Source organism: Burkholderia paludis (genome assembly GCF_000732615.1).
Lineage (GTDB): Bacteria > Pseudomonadota > Gammaproteobacteria > Burkholderiales > Burkholderiaceae > Burkholderia > Burkholderia paludis.
The window spans coordinates 1-2165 of the sequence record NZ_JPGL01000143.1 but is presented as its reverse complement, the minus strand read 5'-3'; the positions used below and the strand labels follow the sequence as shown (position 1 = coordinate 2165).

The 2165-nt window shown below is 70.0% G+C and carries 2 protein-coding genes; both read right to left on the bottom strand.

All coding sequences use genetic code 11. The features are described from left to right. A partial coding sequence (opcM, locus tag GQ56_RS0138840; RefSeq protein WP_031403750.1) for a multidrug efflux transporter outer membrane subunit OpcM occupies positions 1-1423 on the bottom strand: 1423 nt, incomplete at its 3' end. A 10-nt stretch (positions 1424-1433) separates the two neighbouring features. Beyond that, a partial coding sequence (locus GQ56_RS0138835) for an efflux RND transporter permease subunit (protein ID WP_152602016.1) occupies positions 1434-2165 on the bottom strand: 732 nt, incomplete at its 5' end.

The window sequence follows — 2165 nt, the reverse complement described above, 5'->3', positions numbered from 1 at the left end:
CGCCGGTCAACTGGTTCGCCTGCAACTGCGACTGCAGCACCGAGCGCTCGCTGTCGATCACGTCGAGATACGCGACCTCGCCTTCCTGGTACTGCGTGCGCGACAGCGTCGCCGCACGGCGCGACGCGTTGACGGCCGCATCCTGCGCACGGATCTGGTCGTCGAGCAGGCGCAGGTCGGCGAGGTTGTCCTCCACCTCGCGGAACGCGACGAGCACCTGCTGCCGGTAGTTCGCGACCTGCTCGTCGTACTGCGCGCGCGCCTGCTGCACGCCCGCCGCACGGCGCCCGCCGTCGAACAGCGGCAGCGTCAGCGCGGTGCCGGCGAACGGCCCGAGCAGGAACGTGCGGCTCGACCACAGGAACAGGTTGCCGAGCGTCGACGCCTCATACCCGAACGCACCCGTGATATCGAGCTTCGGGAAGTACGCCGACTTCGCGAGGCCGATCCGCGCGTTCGCGGCCGCCATCGCGCGCTCGGCCGCCGACACGTCCGGCCGGCGTTCGAGCAGCGCCGACGGCAGGCCCGGCGGAATCTTCACCGCCACCGGCACGATCGGCGCTTCCTTGAACGCGAAATCCGCCGGCGCCTTGCCGAGCAGGATCGCGAGCGCATGCTCGGACGCCGCGCGCCGGCGCGCGACGCCAACCGCATCGGCCTGCGCGCTCGCCAGCTCGTTCTTCGCGCGAGACACGTCGAGCTCGCTGATGTCGCCCTCGTTGAAGCGGCGCTGCACGAGCTTCAGCGCCTGCTCGCGCAACTCCACCGTGCGGCGGTACAGGTCCTGGTCCGAATCGAGCTGCCGCAGTTCGAAGTAGTTCTGCGCGACGTCCGCCTGCAGCGAGAGCTGCACCGAACGGAACAGCGCCTCGCTCTGCGCCTGGTCGGCGCGCGACGCCTCGACGTTGCGGCCGACGCGGCCGAACAGGTCGGCCTCGTACGAGGCGGTGCCCTGCGCGCGCCACAGCGTCGCGTTGGTCGGCCCCGTGCCCTGCGGCTGGAACTGCGACGCCGACGACAGCCCTTCGCGCGTCGGCCCGAAGCCGGCGCCGATCTGCGGGAACCATTGCGAACGCGCGGTACGCGTCGCCGCACGCGCTTCCTCGACGCGAGCAGCCGCGGCCTTCAGGTTCTGGTTCGCGGCGAGCGCCTGCGCCTCGAGCGCATCGAGCACCGGGTCGCCGAACACCTTCCACCACTCGCCGCGATGCGCGCCGTCCGCCGGCTCGGCCGTCTTCCACGTGCCGGCCTGCTCGCCCGCGGCGAGCGTCGGCGCTTCCTTGAACGCGGCGGGCGTGGCCGCGTCCGGGCGCTTGTAGTCGGGGCCCACCGCGCACGCGGCGAGCAGCGTCGCGAGCAGGGTGCTCGCGGCCGCCACCTTCGCGAAGCGCATCAGGCCGTTCGTGTTGTGCATGTTGTCCATCTTGTTATCCTCAAGCATCCGAAGCCGGTACGCCCTGGGCCGGCACGCCGTAGCCGGCCGAGTCCTTGCCGGCGACGTGGATCTTGCCGCCCGCCAGCGTACGCAACACGACGTAGAACACCGGCGTCAGCATCAACCCGAACAGCGTCACGCCGAGCATCCCGAAGAACACCGCGACCCCCATCGCATGACGCATCTCCGAACCCGCACCGGTCGACGTGACGAGCGGCACGACGCCCATGATGAAGGCGATCGACGTCATCAGGATCGGGCGCAGCCGCAGCCGGCTCGCCTCGATCGCGGCCTCGAGCGGCGTCCTGCCGTCGTGTTCGAGTTCGCGCGCGAATTCGACGATCAGGATCGCGTTCTTTGCGGACAGCCCCACCAGCACCATCAGGCCGATCTGCGTGAAGATGTTGTTGTCGCCCTGCGTGAGCCACACGCCCGTGAGCGCCGACAGGATGCTCATCGGCACGATCAGGATCACCGCGAGCGGCAGCGTCAGGCTTTCGTACAGCGCGGCGAGCACGAGGAACACGAGCAGCACGCTGATCGGGAACACATACATCGCCGAATCGCCTGCAAGGATCTGCTGATACGTGAGGTCGGTCCACTCGAAGCGCACGCCGCGCGGCAGCGTTTCATGCGCGATGCGCTCGATCGCGGCCTGCGCCTGGCCCGACGAGAAGCCCGGCGCCGGGCCGCCGTTGATGTCGGCCGCCGTGTAGCCGTTGTAGCGCAC